The 20,279-nt window shown below is 62.9% G+C and carries 22 protein-coding genes and 2 pseudogenes; 9 read left to right on the top strand and 15 right to left on the bottom strand.

Annotation, left to right across the window (positions count from 1 at the left end; genetic code table 11):
* Positions 1 to 11: 11 nt before the first annotated feature.
* The 4 genes from ACVILI_RS14670 to ACVILI_RS14655 all read right to left on the bottom strand — a co-directional run bounded on the left by ACVILI_RS14670 (position 12) and on the right by ACVILI_RS14655 (position 3,703).
* A complete protein-coding gene (locus ACVILI_RS14670) occupies positions 12 to 359 on the bottom strand; it encodes an antibiotic biosynthesis monooxygenase family protein (protein ID WP_038645687.1) in 348 nt (115 codons plus the stop codon).
* Between the two features lie 87 nt (positions 360 to 446).
* On the bottom strand, positions 447 to 2,330 hold the full coding sequence (locus tag ACVILI_RS14665; RefSeq protein WP_019857240.1) for an ABCB family ABC transporter ATP-binding protein/permease: 1,884 nt from the start codon (positions 2,328 to 2,330) through the stop codon (positions 447 to 449).
* 25 nt (positions 2,331 to 2,355) lie between these two features.
* On the bottom strand, positions 2,356 to 2,703 hold the full coding sequence (locus tag ACVILI_RS14660; RefSeq protein ID WP_038645685.1) for an ArsR/SmtB family transcription factor: 348 nt from the start codon (positions 2,701 to 2,703) through the stop codon (positions 2,356 to 2,358).
* 67 nt (positions 2,704 to 2,770) lie between these two features.
* Positions 2,771 to 3,703 (bottom strand): LysR family transcriptional regulator, encoded by a 933-nt coding sequence (locus tag ACVILI_RS14655; protein ID WP_038645683.1) that lies wholly within the window; start codon positions 3,701 to 3,703, stop codon positions 2,771 to 2,773.
* A gap of 93 nt (positions 3,704 to 3,796) precedes the next feature.
* On the opposite strand from ACVILI_RS14655, the gene ACVILI_RS14650 reads away from it, so the two are divergent.
* The gene (locus ACVILI_RS14650) at positions 3,797 to 4,594 is read left to right on the top strand and encodes an NAD(P)H-dependent oxidoreductase (protein WP_038645681.1); all 798 of its coding nucleotides are present in this window, start codon (positions 3,797 to 3,799) and stop codon (positions 4,592 to 4,594) included.
* Positions 4,595 to 4,607: 13 nt separating this feature from the next.
* On the opposite strand, the gene ACVILI_RS14645 is transcribed toward ACVILI_RS14650, so the two are convergent.
* Positions 4,608 to 6,083 carry a LysM peptidoglycan-binding domain-containing protein gene (locus ACVILI_RS14645; RefSeq protein ID WP_064984996.1) on the bottom strand — a complete coding sequence of 492 codons (1,476 nt, stop codon included), beginning with the start codon at positions 6,081 to 6,083 and terminating at the stop codon, positions 4,608 to 4,610.
* A 142-nt stretch (positions 6,084 to 6,225) separates the two neighbouring features.
* Here ACVILI_RS14645 and ACVILI_RS14640 point away from each other — a divergent pair.
* Positions 6,226 to 6,838: pseudogene (locus tag ACVILI_RS14640) on the top strand (LOG family protein).
* A 35-nt stretch (positions 6,839 to 6,873) separates the two neighbouring features.
* Here the strand turns inward: ACVILI_RS14640 and ACVILI_RS14635 are convergent.
* Complete coding sequence (locus ACVILI_RS14635; protein WP_240564693.1) at positions 6,874 to 7,764, bottom strand: LysR substrate-binding domain-containing protein; 891 nt, start codon at positions 7,762 to 7,764, stop codon at positions 6,874 to 6,876.
* Positions 7,765 to 7,871: 107 nt separating this feature from the next.
* On the opposite strand from ACVILI_RS14635, the gene ACVILI_RS14630 reads away from it, so the two are divergent.
* On the top strand, positions 7,872 to 8,162 hold the full coding sequence (locus ACVILI_RS14630) for a muconolactone Delta-isomerase family protein (RefSeq protein ID WP_019857232.1): 291 nt from the start codon (positions 7,872 to 7,874) through the stop codon (positions 8,160 to 8,162).
* A 174-nt stretch (positions 8,163 to 8,336) separates the two neighbouring features.
* Entirely contained in the window at positions 8,337 to 9,332 is a 996-nt protein-coding gene (locus ACVILI_RS14625) for a transporter (RefSeq protein ID WP_038645676.1), read from the top strand.
* On the opposite strand, the gene rarD is transcribed toward ACVILI_RS14625, so the two are convergent.
* The 8 genes and pseudogenes from rarD to cysS all read right to left on the bottom strand — a co-directional run bounded on the left by rarD (position 9,310) and on the right by cysS (position 16,367).
* Complete coding sequence (gene rarD / locus ACVILI_RS14620) at positions 9,310 to 10,242, bottom strand: EamA family transporter RarD (RefSeq protein ID WP_038645672.1); 933 nt, start codon at positions 10,240 to 10,242, stop codon at positions 9,310 to 9,312. The genes ACVILI_RS14625 and rarD overlap by 23 nt on opposite strands.
* An 83-nt stretch (positions 10,243 to 10,325) precedes the next feature.
* Positions 10,326 to 11,948, bottom strand: coding sequence for a citramalate synthase (gene cimA / locus ACVILI_RS14615; protein WP_202360326.1), 1,623 nt, complete (start codon positions 11,946 to 11,948; stop codon positions 10,326 to 10,328).
* A complete protein-coding gene (pip, locus tag ACVILI_RS14610) occupies positions 11,945 to 12,895 on the bottom strand; it encodes a prolyl aminopeptidase (RefSeq protein ID WP_019857228.1) in 951 nt (316 codons plus the stop codon). The genes cimA and pip overlap by 4 nt, the downstream gene beginning before the upstream one ends.
* Positions 12,892 to 13,368 (bottom strand): GFA family protein, encoded by a 477-nt coding sequence (locus tag ACVILI_RS14605; RefSeq protein ID WP_027046669.1) that lies wholly within the window; start codon positions 13,366 to 13,368, stop codon positions 12,892 to 12,894. The genes pip and ACVILI_RS14605 overlap by 4 nt, the downstream gene beginning before the upstream one ends.
* Entirely contained in the window at positions 13,365 to 13,856 is a 492-nt protein-coding gene (locus ACVILI_RS14600; RefSeq protein ID WP_019857226.1) for a GFA family protein, read from the bottom strand. Before ACVILI_RS14600 ends, ACVILI_RS14605 begins: the two co-directional genes overlap by 4 nt.
* 3 nt (positions 13,857 to 13,859) lie before the next feature.
* Entirely contained in the window at positions 13,860 to 14,246 is a 387-nt protein-coding gene (locus ACVILI_RS14595; RefSeq protein WP_038645668.1) for a VOC family protein, read from the bottom strand.
* Positions 14,243 to 14,651, bottom strand: a pseudogene (locus ACVILI_RS14590) (endonuclease domain-containing protein). Before ACVILI_RS14590 ends, ACVILI_RS14595 begins: the two are co-directional and overlap by 4 nt.
* A 282-nt stretch (positions 14,652 to 14,933) precedes the next feature.
* Complete coding sequence (gene cysS, locus ACVILI_RS14585) at positions 14,934 to 16,367, bottom strand: cysteine--tRNA ligase (RefSeq protein WP_019857223.1); 1,434 nt, start codon at positions 16,365 to 16,367, stop codon at positions 14,934 to 14,936.
* Between the two features lie 417 nt (positions 16,368 to 16,784).
* Between cysS and ACVILI_RS14580 the strand changes: the two genes are divergently transcribed.
* Positions 16,785 to 16,940 carry a hypothetical protein gene (locus tag ACVILI_RS14580; RefSeq protein WP_019857222.1) on the top strand — a complete coding sequence of 52 codons (156 nt, stop codon included), beginning with the start codon at positions 16,785 to 16,787 and terminating at the stop codon, positions 16,938 to 16,940.
* Positions 16,941 to 17,011: 71 nt separating this feature from the next.
* Here ACVILI_RS14580 and ACVILI_RS14575 read toward each other — a convergent pair whose 3' ends face one another.
* On the bottom strand, positions 17,012 to 17,773 hold the full coding sequence (locus tag ACVILI_RS14575) for an SOS response-associated peptidase (protein ID WP_038645664.1): 762 nt from the start codon (positions 17,771 to 17,773) through the stop codon (positions 17,012 to 17,014).
* A gap of 126 nt (positions 17,774 to 17,899) precedes the next feature.
* Between ACVILI_RS14575 and ACVILI_RS14570 the strand changes: the two genes are divergently transcribed.
* The 4 genes from ACVILI_RS14570 to ACVILI_RS14555 all read left to right on the top strand — a co-directional run bounded on the left by ACVILI_RS14570 (position 17,900) and on the right by ACVILI_RS14555 (position 20,246).
* On the top strand, positions 17,900 to 18,325 hold the full coding sequence (locus ACVILI_RS14570) for an NUDIX hydrolase (protein ID WP_019857220.1): 426 nt from the start codon (positions 17,900 to 17,902) through the stop codon (positions 18,323 to 18,325).
* A 72-nt stretch (positions 18,326 to 18,397) separates the two neighbouring features.
* Positions 18,398 to 18,775 carry a TIGR02301 family protein gene (locus tag ACVILI_RS14565; protein WP_019857219.1) on the top strand — a complete coding sequence of 126 codons (378 nt, stop codon included), beginning with the start codon at positions 18,398 to 18,400 and terminating at the stop codon, positions 18,773 to 18,775.
* Positions 18,776 to 19,125: 350 nt separating this feature from the next.
* On the top strand, positions 19,126 to 19,383 hold the full coding sequence (locus tag ACVILI_RS14560; protein WP_008874920.1) for a hypothetical protein: 258 nt from the start codon (positions 19,126 to 19,128) through the stop codon (positions 19,381 to 19,383).
* Positions 19,384 to 19,454: 71 nt separating this feature from the next.
* Positions 19,455 to 20,246 carry a hypothetical protein gene (locus tag ACVILI_RS14555; protein ID WP_019857218.1) on the top strand — a complete coding sequence of 264 codons (792 nt, stop codon included), beginning with the start codon at positions 19,455 to 19,457 and terminating at the stop codon, positions 20,244 to 20,246.
* Positions 20,247 to 20,279 lie beyond the last annotated feature (33 nt).

Genomic DNA, 20,279 nt, shown 5'->3' with positions numbered 1-20,279 from the left:
TTCACGTTGCTCTATGCCTCGGGAATCCGCTGATAGTTGGCGATGTCGGCCCGCACGCCGAGGCGCGCGATCGTCTCCTGCGGACTGAAGGCGATACGCTCATGCGCGGCCTTGACGATCGGAACGACCTTGTCGACGGCCGCCTGGCTTTCCCATTCGACGATCGTCACCAGGTTGAATTCGCCTGGCCCCGAAAATTGCTCGAGCAGGAAATCCTGCACGAACCCCTGCTGCTGGCGCAGCAATTCATGCGTCGTCTTGACCTTGACGAGGATCTCCTTGCGGGCGGCGGCCGGGACGACGAACTTGTCCACCCTGAACACGCTGCCGCCGTTAACGTTCTGATTTATGCCGTTCATTTCGATTGTTCCGTTCCTGGATAATGGCGTTTTCGGGCTCCACGAAAGGCGTACAATCTCAACTTAAGTTGAGGTCAAGCGAAAAAATCAATTGACCTCCGACGTCCGCCGGCGAACGACAACACCGAGCTCGTCGCCCTCGCGGGCAAGGCGCAGGCGCTCCTCGGCTTCGGTCGCCTCGCGCTGGCGGTCCCACATCGAGGCATAGAGGCCATGCTTGCGCATCAGCTCGACATGGGTGCCGCGTTCGGCGATCTGGCCGTCCTTGAGCACGATGATCTCATCGGCGGAAATCACCGTCGACAGGCGGTGGGCAATGACAATGGTGGTGCGGCCCTTGCTGACAAGATCGAGCGCGGCCTGGATCTCCTGCTCGGTGTGGCTGTCCAACGCCGAAGTCGCTTCGTCGAGCATCAGGATCGGCGGCGCCTTCAGGATGGTGCGGGCGATCGCCACGCGCTGCTTTTCGCCGCCGGAAAGCTTCAGCCCGCGTTCGCCGACCATCGATTTGTAGCCGTCTGGCAGCTTTTCGATGAACGGCCCGATCTGGGCGAGTTCGGCGGCCTTGCGCACTTCCTCCTCGCTCGCGCCGACGCGGCCGTAGCGGATGTTGTAGGCGATGGTGTCGTTGAACAGCACCGTGTCCTGCGGCACCATGCCGAGCACCGCGCGCAGGCTGTCCTGGGTGACATCCCGGATGTCCTGGCCGTCGATCAGCACCTGGCCGGCCTGCACGTCGTAGAAACGGAACAGCAGTCGCGAGATGGTCGACTTGCCGGCGCCCGAAGGCCCGACAATGGCGACCGTCTTGCCGGCCGGCACCTCGAAGGAAACACCCTTCAGGATCTTGCGGTTCGGATCATAGGAAAAATGCACGTCGCGGAACTCGACCTTGCCCGCGCCGACGGTGAGCGGCTTGGCGTCCGGCTTGTCGACGATCTCCTGCGGCACGTCGAGCAGGTCGAACATGTGCTCGATATCGGTAAGGCCCTGGCGAATTTCACGGTAGATGAAGCCGATGAAGTTGAGCGGCACGGAAAGCTGCACCAGCATGGCGTTGATGAAGACGAAATCGCCGACGGTTTGCGTATGGGCCTGCACCTCCAGCGCCGACATGCACATGACGACGACCGTGCCGAGGCCGAAGATGACGCCCTGGCCAAAATTCAGCCAGCCGAGCGAGGTCCAGGTCTTGGTGGCGGCGACCTCGTAGCGCGCCATCGAACGGTCGAAGCGGTCGGCTTCCATGCGCTCATTGGTGAAGTACTTGACCGTCTCGAAATTGAGCAGAGAGTCGATCGCCTTGGTGTTGGCGTCGGTGTCGCTGTCATTCATGTCGCGGCGAATCGAGATGCGCCAGTCGCTGGCCTTGACCGTGAACCAGACGTAGAGCCAGACGGTGATTGCCACGACGGCCACATATTTCCAGCCATAGGTGAAACCGAATATGCCTGCGGTCAGCGCGAATTCGAGGATGGTCGGCGCGGTGTTGAGCATGATGAAGCGCACGATCGTCTCGATGCCCTTGGTGCCGCGCTCGATGATGCGCGACAGACCGCCGGTGCGGCGCTCCAGATGGAAGCGAAGCGACAGCTGGTGCATGTGAACGAAGGTGCGGAACGCAAGCTGGCGCACCGCATGCTGGCCGACGCGGGCAAACAGCGCGTCGCGCAACTGGTTGAAGCCAAGCTGAACCAGCCTCAGCACATTGTAGGCGACGACCAGCATCACCGGGGCAAGCATGAAAGATGGCAGCGGCGGCGGCGTCTTGAAGCCGCCCGCCAGCGCATCGGTTGCCCATTTAAAGAAATAGGGACCGGCGACCAGCGTTAGCTTGGCGACGACCAGCAGCAGCGTCGCCCAAGTCACGCGCGCCCTGAGATCGGCGCGCTCGGCTGGCCACATATAGGGCCACAAATTGCGCAATGTCGTCAGCGTTGAGGTGTCGGCGGAGACGGTTTTTTCGACCACTTTTCTTGCCTTTTGGGTGAGAGGGTCAGCGGCCGGAGCAGCAGGAATTGACGAGGGCGTTCAACGATGCCGATACATCGGCAAGGGCTGCGCGATCAACGGCATAGCGCGAGCGCTGACGGTCGGACTCGAAGCGGACCAGACCGGCCTCGACCAGAATTTTCAGATGCTGGGACACGGTGGACTGCGCCAGATCGAAACGGTCGACGACCTCGCGGCAGCAGCAGGAATTGCTGGCCGAGAGATGTTTCAGTATCTCGATCCGGGCCGGATGCGACAACGCCGAAAATCGCGCCGCGACGGCGTGGCTATCCGAGCCGCGGTTGGGTAGAGCGCCGGCAGCGCGGTCTGTTTCAAGGGCGGATTCGGTCATCGTTCATCGGCGATAAACGATGGACGGCACCGCCGCAAGCTACTCTTCCGGGCAGATCGGACGGCAGCTAATGCTCCGGGAGGGATTTCTCGATCCCTGGAATAGCGGCAATCTGTTCAACCAGAAACTCAACCAGCAAGCGGACCCTTGCGACGCCTGCGCGCTCCGGGACGATCAACATGTTCAACGGAACGGACGGCAGCGAATAATCCGCCAGTATCGTCTCGAGCAAGCCCGCAGCCAGAAGATCGTCCACAAGCCATCGATGCGCCGGCGCGATCCCCCGAGCGGCGATCATGGCCTGCCGCGCGGCAAGTCCATGATCGATCCGCAGCCGCCCGGCGAAAGGCACCGTGTGGCGTTCGCCGCCGGCGCCTTGCAAAACAAGCGTTTCGCTGCCCGCCACGTTCGACATCCGGATGCCCTCATGGCGGGACAGATCCGAAGGGACGGTCGGTCTTCCCCGCGCCGCCAGATAGTCAGGAGAGGCCACGAGCAGACGCCGCGACTGGCCGAGGGTCCTCAGCTTCAACGAACTGTCCGTGAGCGGCCCCAGCCGAAGTGCGATATCGACACCCTCGCGGACGAGGTCCACCCGTTCATCGGTGAGGCTGAGGTCCACTCCAATGTCGGGATGACGGTCCTGAAAAGCGAAGATCAGGCGGCTGACGTGCAAGACACCGAAAGCCGCCGTACAGCTTATCCGGATCGTGCCGGCGGGCGCGCCGCGCGTGCCCCGGGCCTCATCGCTGGCCTGTTCGACGAGGCGCAGGATCTGAACGCTATTGGCATAATAGCGGCTGCCTTCGGCGGTCATCGTGACCCGCCGGGTCGTTCGGCTGAGCAAAGGCACGCCGACCGCTTCTTCGAGCTCCCGAACGTGCCGCGTGATCGTTGACTGCCCGACACCAAGCTCCCGCGCGACGGCCGACAGGCTGCCACGCTCGGCGACGCGAACGAAGCTGCGCATGCGCTCGAATGTAATGTCTGATTTATCCATTATTCGGCACAATGTTATGCATTACCTGCATATAGTGGATCATATCACCGTTGGCTACGTTTGCGTCAGTTTCCTCAATACCGGATCTGACCCATGAAAGTTCTGCTTGTCTTCGCCCATCCTGAATCACGCTCGCTGAGCGGCGCCCTTCGTGATGTCGCTATCAGGGAACTCGAGGCTCAAGGGCATGAGGTTCGCGTATCGGACCTGTACGCCGAAGGCTGGAAATCCGAAATCGATCGCGCCGACTTCCCGTCGCTGGAACCCGATGCGCGGCTCATCCCGGTCGTGGCTTCCAAGAAGGGTTTCGAGGCCAACACGCTAACCGCAGATGTAAAGGCGGAGATCGAGAAGCTGCTGTGGGCCGACACCTTGATCCTGCAGTTCCCGCTCTGGTGGTTCGCCATGCCGGCAATCCTCAAGGGTTGGGTCGACCGTGTGTTCGCCTATGGATTCGCCTATGGCGTTGGTGAGCATAGCGATCGGCGCTGGGGCGATCGCTATGGCGAGGGCACCCTTGTCGGGAAACGCGCCATGTTGATCGTGACCGCAGGAGGCTGGGAGGAGCACTACACGCCACGCGGGATCAACGGCCCCATCGACGATCTGCTGTTCCCGATCAATCACGGGATCCTCTACTACCCCGGATACGACGTACTTCCGCCGTTCGTCGTCTACCAGGTCGATCGTCTCGACGAGACCGGCTTCGAACCCGTGGCTGAACGGCTGCGTGAGAGGATGCGGACGCTGGCGACGACGGCGCCCATCCCATACCGTCGGCAAAATGGCGGAGATTATCTCATTCCGAGCATGAATCTCCGCCCTGAACTGGGCGATCCCGGGGCAAACGGTTTCGCGCTTCACTCCAACCAAGCAGGCGATGTCAGCTGATCGATGCGGGCTCCTACTGCTTCTTAGTCGGCGCCGTCGTCGCCTGCTCGCCCATTGCCTTGAGGTCGGCGGCTTCGCCTTCCTTGGACTTTTCCGGGACCTTGAACACCTGGCCGGGCCAGATGTGGTCGGGATCCCTGATCTGGTCCTGGTTGGCGAGATAGATGGTGGAATAGCGCACGCCGTGGCCGTAGACGCGTCGCGAAATCCGCCACAGCGTGTCGTTGCGGCGGATAATCACGGCGCCGTCGGCATGTTCGAGCTTGGGCGCTACGGCCTCCGGCACGTCGCTTGGCGGCGTGGTGGCAGCGACAACGGCCGGAGCCTCCGCAGCGGGCGCTGCCGGTGCGGCAGGTGCTTCGGCGGCTGCCGGTGCGGCTGGCTTGGTCTCAGCTGGCTTGGCATCCGCCGGCTTGGTCCCGGCAGGCGCCACGGCGGCAACCGCTTCGCCCGGCTCGCGCTCGAACGGCACCGCGGCGCGGGCCACGACCTTTACGCCGTCGGCATCGAGGCCGTCGACATGGATGGTGTAGCTGCCGACTGGAATGTCGCGCGTCGCTTCGATGAGGAAATGACCGTCCGGCGATGTCAGCGCGTCACCGAGCAGGATGTCGTTGGCATAGGCGCGCACCTTGCGGCCCGGATCGGCGAGACCGGCGACGAAGATCTTGTTGCCGTCGATCTCGACCGCCTCGACGACGATCTTGGGTCCGGCCACGGCGGCGGGCGGTGTCGCCGGCGCGGCGGGCGCCGGAGCGGCAGTTGCGGGCGCTTGAGCGGCCGGAGCTGGCGCCGGTGCAGCCGGAGCGGCAGCCTGGTCGCCGGTGGCAGGTGCTGCCGGTTTGGTCTCGGGCGCGGGAACCGTCAGCAGTTCGGCCGGCTTGCCCGGCTCCTCGACCATGGCCAGCACCTGGCCGGCGGCATTCTTGGGAACCGAAACGACAGCGGTCTGCACCGAGACGGTTACGACCGTGCCGACGGTCGAATGCAGGGTAATCGTATAGTCGCCAGGCTTCAGCGGATCGTCGAGCACGATGACAAAGGCGCCATCGGGACCCGCCATAGTCGAGCCAAGCACCGTCGTGCCGCTCAGGATCTCGACCTTTGAATTGGGCGCTGCATTGCCGGCAATGACGATCGAGCCATTGCCCTCGACGCGCACGACATCGAAAGTCGGCGCGGTCGGGCCGGCCGCTGCGGGTGCGGCCGGTGCAGGCGCTGCCGGAGCTGTAGCCTCTGTCGCGGGCGCGGCTGGAGCAGTCGCCTGAGGCGCCGCGGCGGGAGCGGCCGGCACAGCCGGCGCCGGCAGTCGCCCTTCCGTGCCGGTATCAGCCGGTTTCGGCGCCTCGGGCGGCGTCGAGGCCGCGACCTTCGCCGGCGGCGTTGGATGAAGATACGGGTCGAGTGCGCCCGATATGTAGGCAGTTCCCGCGGCCGCGACGGTCCCACCCGCCGCGAACAGGAACGCCTTCAATGGATTAATTGCCATATTTCCCTACCCCTTAGCCACCTAATGCCGGTCTAGCGTGTTTTGCCAATGCCGACAAGAAAAACGGGCAGTCAAGAAAAAGCTCAGCTTGTCAACCCTTAGGGCTTGACCACGCTTTCAGACCCAATCACCAATCATCAGCATGAACACGATTCGATCCGTCTGCGTCTATTGCGGCTCGTCTCCGGGCCGCAATGAAATCTATGCCAAGGCCGGGCACCTGCTTGGACGCTCGATTGCCAAAGCGGGCCTGCGGCTGATCTATGGCGGCGGCACCAAAGGCATTATGGGCGGCCGTCGCAGAAGGCGCGCTCAAGGCCGGCGGCAAGGTGACCGGCATCATTCCCCGCTTCCTGATCAACAGAGAAGCAACCGAAACCGCGCTCGACCGGCTCGACGAGTTGCTGGTCACCGACAACATGCACGAGCGCAAGCATAAGATGTTCGAGAAATCCGACGCCTTTGTGGCGCTGCCTGGCGGCATCGGCACAGTCGAGGAAATCGTCGAGATCATGACCTGGGCGCAACTCGGCCATCACCGCAAGCCGATCGTCTTCGCCAATATCAACGGATTCTGGGACCCGATGACGGCGTTGCTTGATCACATGACGGCAGAGGGCTTCATCCACACCGCGCAACGGGTCAAGCCGCTGGTCGTCAACGATCCGGAGGCCATCGTCGCCGCCATCATGGTGGCAGGCTCCTCCGTCGACGCCCCGACCGAGGGTGTGCAGTCGGTGATAGACAAGATGTAGGGAATAGGCAGTGGGGAATAGGGCCTGCCTACTGCCTACTGCCTACTGCCTACTGCCTTCCGCAAATCCCCAATCACCGGGCGCTCATCCTGCCGGCGCCAGGCGAGGTAAATCGCCACGCTGCGCTTGAACCAGGGAAGGTCGCGGAAGACTATTCCCGGCGGCGCGGCGCTTCGCAGGCTTTCCTGCACCGTCGCCAGGCCCAGTCCGGCGCTGACCAGGCCGAGCGAGGTCAAGGGATCGGCGGTCTCATAGGCGATGTCGGGCACGAAGCCGGCCTCGATGCAAGCGGCCAGGAACTGGCCGCGGTTGGTGTCGGCGGGCTGGCGCACCACCGTGATCCACGGGCGTCCGTCGAGATGATGCGGGCCGATGTCGGCGACATCCGTAAGCGCATCGCCCTCGGGTATCGCCAGCACCAGCGGCTCGCGGCGGACCAGCATCGAGGCAATTTCAGGATAGTCGGCCGGCGGCGGTGAATAGACCAGGCCGAGATCGAGCGTGCGCTGGCGCAGCCCTTCCAGTTGCGCGGCAGAGCGCAGGCTCATCAGGCTGAGATGCAATTGCAGCCGCTCGCGGCGGAATTGCCTGAGCATATCGGCGACCAGCCTGGCATGCACTGCGCCCTCGACATAGCCGATGGCGAGACGGCCGACCGCGCCGCTGGCAAGGCTGCGGCCGAACTCCTCCACGCGCCGCGCATTGGCAATCAGAGCGCGGGCCTCGGCGAGGAAGGCTCGGCCCTCGGCGTTGAGATGAACCCGCTGCTTTGCCCGTTCGAACAGAGTGACGCCCAGTTGCTCCTCGAGCTGCATGATCCGCCGGCTGAGTGGCGATTGCGAGATGTGCAGGATCTCGGCGGCGCGACCGACATTGCCGGTTTCGGCGACGGTGATGAAGTAGCGGAGCTGGCGCAGGTCGAACACTTTTTCTCCGACGATTTAGTCCTTTCAGGTCTGAACTCTATCCTAATCAGTCTTGGACAGTCTGACCAGCCGCAGGGATAGTCGGCCACCAACCAAAGGAGACCCACATGCAGTTCTTCGCCCTTCTCACCCGCAACACCGCAAAGTTCAGTGACGCTGACTTTGCACCGCTTCTGCCCGGCGAAGCCGAACAGCGCCGCACGCTCTACGCCGAAGGTGCCGTGCGCCAGGTCTGGAACCGTGGCGACATCCCCGGCAGCGGCATGATGTTCGAGGCGGCCGACGACACCGAAGTGCGCGGCTACCTCGCCACCTTGCCGCTGATCAAGGCCGGCATGATGGACGTCACCGCGATCGTGCCCCTCAACCCCTATCCCGGGTTTGGGCCGAAGCGCTGAGTTACCCCCAATCGCAATGCGGTGGCGGTGAAGGTGCCGCCACCGCGCTTCCCTGCTCGACACACTGTGATCGACTGTCAAGAAACTGTCACACGAAACCGGCTTCCCGCATGCTAAGACCTTGCAGTGAGCCGGTTGCGCGGTTCGTTGCTTGGACCATCTGGAGAAGCGACAGTGAACATCGCCCTCCCCGCCGAAGGCACCGACCTTTCGCCCTATTTGCCCGATGAGCACGGGCTGTTCTTCATCTACCATTTCACCGCTGAAGGCGTGCGCACCAAGGATCCCGCGCAAGCCCACTGGACCTGGCGCAGCTACCAGATCACCGACCTCCACGCGCGCCAGGAGATCGGCGCCGAGCAGGCCCTGCCGGCCCCGGCGCGTGACGCATTCCTCGCCCCCAGCCATGGCTGCCACATCGATTATGAGGATGGTTGGCTCTATGGCGATCTGCCGGACCTCAAGCACGATTTCTCGGAGGCGCGCGGGCTCGTCCATTTCCGCTTCGCTTTCAACGACACGATGCTGATCGGCGCCCGCAAACAGCCGCTGGAGTCGGTCGACGCCATCCGCAAGGCGGTGGAGAATGGATCGCGGAAATTCCGCTCGCCGTCGGACCTGATCGAGGCGGTCATGGGCCAGTCGCTCGATGGCATGTCGGGTGAACTCGGCAAGCTTGGCGATGCGCTTGACGGCATAGAGGACCGCGTCGTGCGCGATGCATGGCACAATGAACGCCAGGCGCTGGTCGAGGCGCGCCGGCAACTGGTGGTGATTCACCGGCAGATGGCGACGCTCACCAACCTGTTCCGGCATCTCGACCATTCGCATCGCGACGAGCTGCCTGATCTGATCAATGATATGGCGGCCAGACTCTCGCACCGGGCACTCACCCTCTATAATGACGGCGAGCAGTTGCAGGCACGCACGAGGTTGTTGCAGGACGAGCTGATGGCGAAACTGACCATGCAGTCGAACCAGCTTCTCTACGTTCTCTCCGTCATGACGGCGGTGCTGTTGCCGATGACCATCATCTCGGGCCTGTTCGGCATGAATGTCGGCGGTTTGCCCCTGGTCGACACGCCGATGGGTTTCTGGGTGGTGACCGCGGTCTCGCTGCTGATCGCCGGCGTGACCTATCTCTTCGTCAGGCGGCTCGGACAGATGTAGCCGCCGCCCGTCGCGCGGTGACCAGCATCGACCAGGAATACATCGCCAGCGCCGTCCAGATCAGGGCAAAGGCTATGGCTTGTGCCGTGCCGAACGGCTCGTCGAAGATCAGAACCGCGATCAGGAAAACCATGGTCGGCGCGATGTACTGCATGATGCCGATGGTGGAGAGGCGCAAAAGCTTGGCGCCGAACGCGAACAAAAGCAGCGGCACCGACGTGACCGGACCGCAGCCGATCAGCAGCGCCGTGTCGGTGCCGGTGCTCGACACGATGTGGTCCTGTCCGGTCGCGATCAGGTAGACGATATAGCTAAGAGCCGGCACGGACAGCAAAAGCACTTCGAGCAGAAAGCCCTGGCTTGGCCCGATCGGCAGCGTCTTGCGGAAGAAGCCGTAGGCGGCGAAGGAAAACGCCAGCGCCAGCGACACCCAGGGCAGCTTGCCGCCCTCGATTGTCAGCACCGTGACGGCAACCGTCGCCAACGCGACCGCCGCGATCTGCAACCGGTCGAGCTTTTCGCCCAGCAGCACGGCTCCGACCACGACCACCACCAGCGGGTTGATGTAATAGCCAAGCGCGGTCTCGACGGTGCGATCGACGGCGATCGCCCAGACATAGATGCCCCAGTTGACCGAGATCAGCGCCGCCGTCAGCGCCGCCATGGCGATGGTGCGAGGCGAACGAATGGCCGCCTTGAAGTCCGCCGTGCGGCCGGCCCAGACCAGGACCGCCGCGGCGATCGGCACGGACCAGACGATGCGGTGGGCGATCACCTCGGCAAGAGGCAGATGCGCCACCGCTTTCATGTAGAAAGGCAGCACACCCCACAAGAGATAGGCGCCCAGCGCCAGCAGGAAGCCGCGACGGGCCTTTGACTCTGCGTCCAGGGCAATTGCTTCAGTGACCATGGCCCAACCCTATGGCCCAGTAACCTTGGCAAGACCATCACAAAGTTCTGATGGATCAATGGACTTCCGCTGATGGTTCAACCTTATTCGGCAGCAACAAGTCCGGCCATCTCGCGGTTCTTCATCAGCTTGTAGATGATCGAATCCATCAGCGCCTGGAACGAAGCGTCGATGATGTTTTCGGAAACCCCGACCGTCCACCAGCGCGCACCAGTGCCGTCATGCGATTCGATCAGGACGCGAGTGATGGCCTCGGTGCCGCCATTGAGGATACGCACCTTGAAGTCGGCGAGCTCGAGGTCGACGATCTCGCTCTGGTACTTGCCGAGATCCTTGCGCAGCGCGATGTCAAGCGCGTTGACCGGGCCATGCCCTTCCGCCACCGACATCTTCTCCTCGCCGTCGACAAGTACTTTCACGATCGCCTCGGACACCGTCTTCAACTGACCATTGGCGTCGAAGCGGCGCTCGACCATGCAGCGGAATGAGGTGACATTGAAGAATTCCGGCAGGCCGTGCAGCATCTTGCGCGCCAGGAGCTCGAAGGATGCATCGGCGCCCTCATAGGCATAGCCCTCGGCCTCGCGCTCCTTGACGACTGATATCAGCGCGTCGAGCCGATGATCGTCCCGGGGCACCTCGATGCCGCGCCGCTTCAGCTCGGCGAGGAAATTGGCCTTGCCGCCCTGGTCGGAGACCATGACGCGGCGGCGGTTGCCGACGGATTCCGGCGGCACATGCTCATAGGTCGCCGGTTCCTTGGCCAGGGCGGAGGCATGGATGCCGGCCTTGGTGGCGAAAGCCGAGGCACCGACATAGGGCGCCTGCGCTTCCGGCGCGCGGTTCAGCAATTCATCGAATGCACGCGACAGACGCGAAATCCCGGTCAGCGCTTCGGCCGAAATGCCTGATACAAAGCGATCCGCGAAGGCCGGCTTCAGCGCCAGCGTCGGCACGATCGAGATCAGATTGGCGTTGCCGCAGCGCTCGCCTATGCCATTCAGCGTGCCCTGGATCTGGCGCACACCGGCCTCGACCGCGGCCAGCGAATTGGCGACCGCCTGGCCCGTGTCGTCATGGGCGTGGATGCCCAGATGATCACCGGGAATGCCTGATGCGATGACCTTGGCGACGATGGTACGCACTTCCGAAGGCTGCGTGCCGCCATTGGTGTCGCACAACACCACCCAGCGTGCGCCGGCATCGTAGGCCGTCCTGGCGCAGGCCAGCGCATAGTCCGGATTGGCCTTGAAGCCGTCGAAGAAGTGCTCGCAATCGACCATCGCCTCCTTGCCCGAAGCCACAGCGGTTTCGACCGAAGTCTTGATCGACTCCAGATTCTCCTCGTTGGTGCAGCCGAGCGCTACGCGGACATGATAGTCCCAGCTCTTGGCGACGAAGCAGATGGCGTCGGATTTCGATTGCACAAGCGCTGCAAGGCCGGGGTCGTTGGATGCCGACACCCCTGCCCGCTTGGTCATGCCGAAGGCAACGAATTTGGCGCTTGCCGTGCGTTTCTGCTGAAAGAACGCCGTGTCGGTCGGATTGGCGCCAGGATAGCCGCCCTCGACATAGTCCATGCCGAAATCGTCGAGCAGTTTTGCAATCGCGATCTTGTCCTCGACGGAAAAGTCGATGCCCGGCGTCTGCTGGCCATCGCGCAATGTGGTGTCGAAGAGATAGAGACGCTCGCGGGTCATGGTCATTTGCCTGCAAATTTGTCCGTCGCGCGGATCAGCCGATCGAGGATGCCCGGCTCCGAATAGGCATGGCCGGCGCCCTCGATCAGGTGAAAGTCGGCCTTCGGCCAGACCTTGTGCAGCGCCCAGGCATAACGCGCCGGACACGGCATGTCGTAACGGCCATGGACGATGGTGCCGGGGATATCCTTGAGCTTCCAGGCATCGCGCAGCAGCTGCCCCTCGTCGAGCCAGCCGGCATGGACGAAATAATGGTTCTCGATGCGGGCGAAGGCGATGGCATAGTCGTCCTCGCCAAACTTGTCGCTGGTTTCCGGCTCGGGCAGCAGCGTGATGGTTTCGCCTTCCCACAGGCTCCACGCGCGGGCTGCTTCCAGCTGCGCCTTGCGGTCCGAGCCGACCAGCCGCTTGCGGTAGGCGGCCATCATGTCGCCGCGCTCAGCCTCGGGGATCGGCGCCACGAAACGCTCCCACTTGTCGGGAAACATCTCGGAGACGCCGAACTGATAGTACCATTCGAGCTCGGCGCGGGTCAGCGTGTAAATGCCGCGCACCACGAGTTCGCTGACACGATCGGGATGCGTCTCGGCATAGGCGAGCGCCAGCGTCGAGCCCCAGGAGCCGCCGAACACCAGCCATGTGTCGAAGCCGGCCATTTCGCGCAGTCGCTCGATGTCGGCGACGAGATGCCATGTGGTGTTGGCCTCCAGCGAGGCGTTCGGCGTCGACTTTCCGCAGCCGCGCTGATCGAACAGGATGACGTCGTAGAGTTTTGGGTCGAACAGCCGCCGGTGTTTGGGCGAGATGGTGCCGCCAGGTCCGCCATGCAGGAACACGGCCGGTTTGGCGCCCTTGGTGCCGGAACGCTCCCAATAGACCTCATGGCCATCGCCGACATCGAGCATGCCGCTGTCGAACGGTTCGATCTCCGGGTAGAGGGTGCGCAAGCTCATAGTTTCAGGCCCTGTTGCGGCCAGTTGGCCGTTTCGTGATCGGGATGCTGGAAGGAGATGATCTGCTCCTGCCTTGCGTAAAAGTCGGGATCGTCATGAACCGGCGCCTCGAAGATTTTTTCCACCCAGGGCAGCCGGGACGCGTAATTGACCTGAATTTGCGGCGCCAGGTCCGAGCGGTCGTCGAAGGCGCCGATGGCGATCTCCAGCCCGCCGGGCTGGCGGTAGGTCAGCGGCGTGCCGCAACGGGCGCAGAAGCCGCGATCGATGTTGACCGAAGACTGGAAATAGCTCGGTTCCTCATGGGTCCATTCGATACCGTCCCTGGGCGCCGTCACCAGCGCGCCGAAGAACGAGCCGAACTGTTTCTGGCACATGCGGCAATGGCAGATGGACGGGCGCCCAAGCGCCCCCTTGACGCGGAAGCGCACGGCGCCGCACTGGCAACCGCCGGTTCGGACAGTCTCGGTCATGGTCTTTCCTCCGGCGGCCATTGGTCGGTGTCGTGATCGGGATGCTGATAGGACACAAGCTCGGCGAGATAGGGAGCCGAACCCATGTCCGCCATCGTATCCTCGCCCGGCAGTTGCGGGATCGAATCCACATAAGGCAGTTTTGCCTCGGTGCCCCACTGGATGGTCGGCGCGATGTCAGCCGGATCGTCGAAGGCGGCGATCGCCAGCGCCATGCCGTCGGGCGCCTCGAAGGTCAGCGGCGTGCCGCATTCGGCGCAGAAGCCGCGCCAGGCAGCATTGGAGGAACGAAAGCGCTTGGGCTCGCCGCGCGTCCAGTCAACCCTGGCGCCGCGCACCGAGACCAACGGCAGGTAGAAATTGCCGCTCGCCTTCTGGCACATGCGGCAGTGGCAGATCGAGGCGTCGCCAAGCGTGCCTTCGACGCGGAAGCGCACCGCGCCGCATTGGCAGCCGCCTGTGTAGACCGGCCGGTTGTCAAGGCTCATGGCTCACTCCGGCTCATGGCAGACGGCCTCGACATTGTTGCCGTCGGGGTCGAAGACGAAGGCGCCATAATAGTTCGGATGATAGTGCGGGCGCAGGCCCGGCGCGCCATTGTCCTTGCCGCCGGCTGCCAGGGCCGCGGCATGGAAGGCATCGACCTCGGCGCGACTGCGCGCGGTGAAGGCAACGTGTTGATGGGCCTTTTGACCACCCTTGCCTTCCTGCAGCCAGAACACGGGCCGATCACGGCCATAGCCACCGACCTTGGCACCGCCGGTGTATTCCAGCGGCACCATATAGAGCAGCGAAGCGCCAAGCGGCGCCATCGCCTTGTCGAAGAAAGCCTTCGAAGCCTCGAAGTCGGCAACATCGATGCCGAGATGGTCGATCATGGAAATGCCTCCCTTGCTGGCTCACGTGCTGGCACTTCGGCACCGGCCAAACCGGCCTCGATCACGATGTGCTGGCAGACATTGTCGATATCGCGAATGACGTCGTCGTTCCAGAAACGCAGGATGGTCCAAGCCGCTGGCCTTCAGATAGACGCTTCGCGCCTCGTCGTACTGGAGATGTTCCGCGTCAGCATGCTGGCTGCCATCGACCTCGACAATGAGGCGATGAGCCGAACACGCAAAGTCCACGATATAGGGCCCAATCGGCACTTGCCGCCGAAAGCTCATCTCCATCAGCCGGTGAGCACGTAACTCGTTCCAGAGTTTCAACTCTGCATCGGTCATGACGCGACGCATGGATTTGGCGTTTCTTCGCTGACGGGATGGAACGAGGTCGTGCCCCATCAAACACTCCTTCGCCGGCAACTAGCGAAATCGGCCACGAGGGCTGATCTCCCCCCTTGCGGGGGAGATGCCCGGCAGGGCAGAGGGGGGTGCTGTCCCGCCGGCCTGTCAGCTTGCGACCGCTGCCTTCTCAAGAAGTGATTGGAATAAGGGGGGACAAACGGAAACCTTGGCGTTCCTTCACACCCCCCTCTGTCCTGCCGGACATCTCCCCCGCAAGGGGGGAGAGATCGGCTGTCACCGGCGCCTCCGCCAAACTTGCAAAGGTGCTTGGCGCTACCCTCACCGCTTGACCTCCCAAGTCGTCACACGTTCGCCGGTGGCCGGATCCTTGCCGTCCTTCAACTGTACACCCTGCGCCAAAAGCTCGTCGCGGATGCGGTCGGCTTCGGCCCAGTTCTTCGCCGCGATAAAGGCGAGGCGATCGGCGATCGCCTTGGCAACCTTGTCCTCATCCACCTTTGCCGAGGCAACATCAAAGCCGAGGAACAGCAGTGACGCCTTCAGCGCGGCGGCGGCTTCGTTGCCTTCCGCGGCCTCGCTGGCCAACTGCGTCAGCACCTGGAAGGCGGCATAGGTGGCGAGATCGTCCGACAAGGCACTGATGACCTCCACCGGCAACTGCCCGGCCGCAGGCACCAGATCCGCGGCGCGTTTCCATTTGCGCAGCGTGTTCTCCGCCTCCTCCAGCTTGCGCACGGAGAAGTCGATCGGCTCGCGGTAGTGCGTCATCAGCATCGCCAGCCGCAGCACCTCGCCCGACCAGCTGCGGCCGCCGAAGGTCTCCGTCTCCAGCAGTTCGTGGATCGAGTAGAAATTGCCGAGGCTCTTCGACATCTTCTGCCCCTCGACCTGCAGGAAGCCGTTGTGCATCCAGACATTGGCCATGACTGACGTGCCGTGGGCGCAGCGCGACTGGGCGATTTCGTTCTCATGATGCGGGAAGATGAGATCGAGGCCGCCGCCATGGATGTCGAACACCTCGCCGAGATAAGCCGCCGACATCGCCGAGCATTCGATGTGCCAGCCGGGCCGACCCCTGCCCCATGGGCTCTGCCAGCCCGGCTCTTCCGGTGAGGACAGCTTCCACAGCACGAAATCGCCGGGGTTCTTCTTGTGCGCATCGACGGCGACGCGGGCGCCGGCCTGCTGTTCGTCGAGATTGCGCTTCGACAGTTGGCCGTAGTCCGGCATCGACGCCGTGTCGAACAGAACTTCACCTGCCGCGACATAGGCATGGCCGCGTTTGATCAGGCTTTGAATCAAGGTGATCATGTCGGCCTTGCCATCGGCGCGGGGCTCGACGAATTCGGTGGCGCGCGGTTCGACCGTTGGCTCCAGGCAGCCAAGCGTGGCGACATCCCTGTGGAACTGGTCGGCGGTCTTTTCGGTCACCCGCCGGATGGCTTCGTTGAGCGACAGCTTTCCGGCCGATATCTCGCTGCCGAAATCGCGCAGTGCACGCGCGTTGATCTTGTCGTCGACGTCGGTGATGTTGCGCACATAGGTGACATGCGCCTCGCCATAGAGATAGCGCAGCAGGCGAAACAGCACGTCGAAGACGATGACCGGCCTGGCATTGCCGATATGGGCGAAGTCGTAGACGGTCGGGCCGCAGACATACATGCGCACGTTGAGCGCATCGATCGGAACGAAATTCTCTTTCGTTCGCGTCAGCGTGTTGTAGAGGCGCAGGCCCTGCGATGCGTCGGACATTCCATGCCTTCCCGGTTCAGAACTTTTTATCTGGATGGAGCCAGTCCCGCGCCGAGGCGCAAATCAGACTCCAGCCTGCTGGCCGGGGCGTTTGTCCAATCTGGGGAAAGATGAGGCGAAAACGTCCGGACCAGCGCGAGGCTAGCCAATAATGCAAATGCCACAAATGGCGAAAGACGTTTTCATGGGCGGCTTTATCGCCTTGGTCAGTGTTGCCGTCAAGCCGCCGCTTCCAAGAAAAACGCCGTAAAGATTGGCAAACGCGTCGCCCGATCACGCGGAATCAGGCAGTGAAACATTTTATTAAACATGTCGGCACAGTCATGAAACATTCGCCGGCTAGATCACCAAACGTCACGATTTGGTCGGATTCAACGGTCAAACGCGAACACGAAAACGTTACCTGGGAAGAGAAACATGCCTCGAAGCAAGCAGGAAGCCAACCGCGCCAAGCAACCGGCGCTGGCCAGCCACTATCGCGCCATCGGCCCGGCCGCGATCGTCGCCGCCCTTCTTCATACCGCGAAGAAAAAGAAGCCGGCGCCGAAGATCGTATCACCCCGCGCTGCCTGAAGGAGTGTGCGGCCGGCGCCAAAGGCGCCGGGCATGAGGCGCTCACATACGCCTCGAAATAGCGGTATCCCTTAGAACAACGTCATCTGACTGTCGTCCGCGCCAGGCTTCTGGCGCCTGGTCTTCTCGGGCTCCGGCCCGACCTCGCCCCTCTGCTGAATCTCCGGGCCGGTGTTGGCGACCTTGTTGACGAGGTCGGAGACAGGGATAGCCTCGAAGAAATCGGGCTGCGCCGGCCGCAGCAGGTCGGCAACATCGCGCGGCTCCAACGTGCGGCAATCCAGCCAGCGGGCGAAATCCCCGGGATCGATCACCACCGGCATCCGGTCGTGGATATGAGCGATGTCGGCATTGGCATTGACCGTCAGGATGGCGCCGGTGTCCATTTCCGAGCCCCCAGGCTCGGCATAGGTCTCGATCAGGCCGGCAAAGGCGACCAGGCCGCCATGCCTGGGCCGGATCCAGTAGGGTTGCCCCTTCTTGCCCCCGCTCTGCCGCCATTCGTAGAAGCCAGACGCCGGCACCAGCGCGCGGCGATGACGCATGGCGGCCTTGAACGAGGCCTTTTCGATTGCGCCTTCCGAGCGCGCGTTGAACAGCAGCGGAAACTCCCTTGTGTCCTTGACCCAGGTGGGAATGAGGCCCCAGCGCACCAGCATCGGTTGCCGATCCGGCAAATTGGAGCCCGGTGCACGCGGCGCGCCGGCGGTCGCCATCAGCACGGGTTGCGTCGGCGCGATGTTGTAGCGCGCCGGGAAATCCTCCAGCTCGGCCAGGCCGAGAAAGGCGGCGGTCTGATTCGGTGTGGCGGCCAAGGCAAAACGTCCGCACATGATCGATTGCTCCTGCCTTCGAATGGTTCCAGAAAGTGGCGATGGAACAGCCGCACTGCAACCGCTAAAGCTGTCCGGCGCTGACCCGTCCACAGCGGGCTGCGGCGGTCGAACGGTTGGGAAGCCATGAGCGATACACGAAAGATACTGCCGGCGGTCTCGGTAGCCGTGGTGCGTGGCGACACCGTGCTCTTGGTCAAGCGGGCGCGGCAACCTTCGCAGGGTCTCTATGCCTTTCCCGGCGGCAAGGCCGAGGCCGGCGAGACGCTGGAGGATGCCGCCAAGCGCGAGTTGCACGAAGAGACCGGTTTGCGTGCCACCGGTTTTCGCCCGCTTCGGGTAATTCATATCGACGGCAGGGACGATTCTCACCCGGTCGATTACCGCCTCACGGTCTTCGGCGCCGCCTATGCCGGCGGCGAGGCCGTGGCGAGCGACGATGCCGAGACAGCAGCCTTCTACACACTCCGCGAGATGGCGGCGCTGCCGCTTGCCGGCTCGGTGTTCGCGGTGGCGGAAGATCTGCTTGGCCGACTTGCTGGTTCCCCCTGAAAGCCGCTGAATTCCCCAACCGCCGGGCCGGAAACGCCTTGCAGGCGACAAATTGTTTGGTCACATAGACTTATGAGCCGTGCTCGTTTTCTTGTCGCTTTATGCCTTGCCGTCAGTACGGCCGTGGCCGTGCGGCCGGCGTTCAGCGTCGAGTCGCCGTTCGAGCCGGGGCTGATGCGGTTGGCGGAGGTGCTGGGGTCGCTGCATTTCCTGCGCAATCTGTGCGGCGAGAAGGGCGACCAGTGGCGTGGCGAAATGGAAAAACTGCTCGAATCGGAAAATCCGGATCCGGAGCGTCGCGCCCGCTTCATCGCCAGCTTCAATCGCGGCTATCGTTCCTTCGGCGGCACCTATACGCAGTGCACCGCTTCAGCCACGGAAGCCATTAGCCGTTACATGAAGGAAGGCGAGACGCTGTCGCGCGATATCGCCTCGCGCTATGGCAATTAGGCGTCCATCAACAGATATCCGAGCCGTCGCCGGTCCTATCAGACAAATCTGGCTTGTAGCGGTCTGTGTCTTGGTGCAATCCTGATGTTGCACTTCTGCAACAGCGTTAATCAAACGTTACCGCAAGAATGCGAAATTAACTCAAACTGAAGGTTTTCACCCCGCAGGCAGGCCTAATCGGCTAAGTTTGATCCGGGTTGAAACGCAGCTTCGCCAAACACAGCCGTCTGCTGTAAAGACGATCAAAAAAATGTCGTATTTACAGATACTTACTTAGGGCTGCGTGTAAACGGAACAGATCAAGCCTGATCCGCACTGATGGATCGCAGCTTGAAAGGGTGGACATCGCTATGGAACATGGTGTCAACGACATCGATGCGCTGGTCAGGGAAGAAAAACGCCTGACGGCGGTGGAAAGCCACAGCGAAGCCTGGGCCGAGGGCCTTTCGGCCGGCATCGAGCCCGAGATCATTGCCGAGGCGGCGCTTGAGACCGCGTTCGGTGAAATGCTGCGCGCCAACGGCGAGACATCGGCCCTTGCCCTGCTCGACCGCATGCGTGAAAAGGTGATTGCTGGCGCCTTCGAACCCGAGCGGCTGCGGCACTGAACCGACATCCGGTTCTTTGACGATCGAGTGCCGTTTGGGCATCATGCCCGGGAGCCAAGGAGATACGGGCAGTGAATTTTCCGATGTCAGGCGGGCCGAAGGGCTTGGTCCTCTACATCCGTCTCGCCGCTTGCTGTGCCGCGATTGCCTTTGTGACGTGCCTGGCAAGCAGCCCGGCCTATGCGCTGAGCGAGATCCAACGCGAAGACCTTCCCTCACCTGTCACCCCGTCAGCGGATGATGACGTCTCGTCGCCCGGCGGCGCGATTCCCATGCCCGACCCGGTGGGAACGCCGCCTTCGACCGGCCAGCAGCCTGCCGCTCCGGACGCGGCAGAGCCCGACAGTCCAGCGGATGGCGGCAGCAACAGGCCGCGTGTCGATCCCGAGGCGCCCTTGCCTGAAGTCGTATACGACCTTGGCAAGCTGCCCGAGCCCGTGCGGCGCATGCATGATCTGATCATCGAGGCCTGCAAGAGCGGCGACATCGAAAAGCTCCGGCCCCTGATCGGCAAGGGCGACAGCATGACCCAGCTGTCACTGGCCGACATCGACGGCGACGCCATTGCCTTCCTCAAAGGGCTGTCCGGCGACCCTGACGGCCAGGAGATCCTGGCCATACTGGAGGAAGTGCTCAGCGCCGGCTATGTCCATGTCGACGCCGGAACAGCGCAGGAACTCTATGTCTGGCCGTATTTCTTCGCGCTGCCGCTGGACAAGCTCGACGCCAAGCAGCGGGTCGAGCTGTTCAAGATCGTCACCGCCGGCGATTTCGACGACATGAAGCAGTTCGGCGCTTATATCTTCTATCGCGTCGGCATCACGCCTGCCGGGCAATGGACATTTTTCGTCGCCGGGGACTGAGCGGCTTGCTCCTGCTTGTAGGGGATAGGGAAG

The sequence above is a fragment of the Mesorhizobium sp. USDA 4775 genome (assembly GCF_054062655.1).
The sequence above is the reverse complement of the archived record's forward strand: the minus strand, read 5'-3'. Positions and strand labels throughout refer to the sequence as shown.